1 protein-coding gene is annotated in these 403 nt (G+C 42.4%); it reads left to right on the forward strand.

Annotation, left to right across the window (positions count from 1 at the left end):
* A partial coding sequence (locus HT718_RS08175) for an Ig-like domain-containing protein (protein WP_240147367.1) occupies positions 1-403 on the forward strand: 403 nt, incomplete at both ends.

Below are 403 nucleotides of genomic sequence, written 5' to 3' on the forward strand. Positions count from 1 at the left end.
AAGGAGTAGCAGACGAAAACGGAAAAGCTACAATCACACCAACGAAAAAACTTCCAGCAGGAGAAGTAACAGCGAAAGCAACAGATCCAGCAGGAAATGTATCAGAAGCAAGCACACCAGCAAAAGCAACAGAAGATACAAAAGCACCAGCTAAACCAGAAATCAAAACAGATCTAACAGATAAAGCAGGAACTAAGACACCAGTTGAAGTAACAGCAGAACCAGGATCTAAAGTTGAGTTATTTGATAAAGATGGTAACAAGCTTGGTGAAGGAGTAGCAGACGAAAACGGAAAAGCTACAATCACACCAACGAAAGAACTTCCAGCAGGAGAAGTAACAGCGAAAGCAACAGATCCAGCAGGCAATGTGTCAGAACCAAGCACACCAGAAAAAGCAACAGA

The sequence above is a fragment of the Streptococcus sp. 714 genome, from assembly GCF_013277115.1.
GTDB lineage: Bacteria > Bacillota > Bacilli > Lactobacillales > Streptococcaceae > Streptococcus.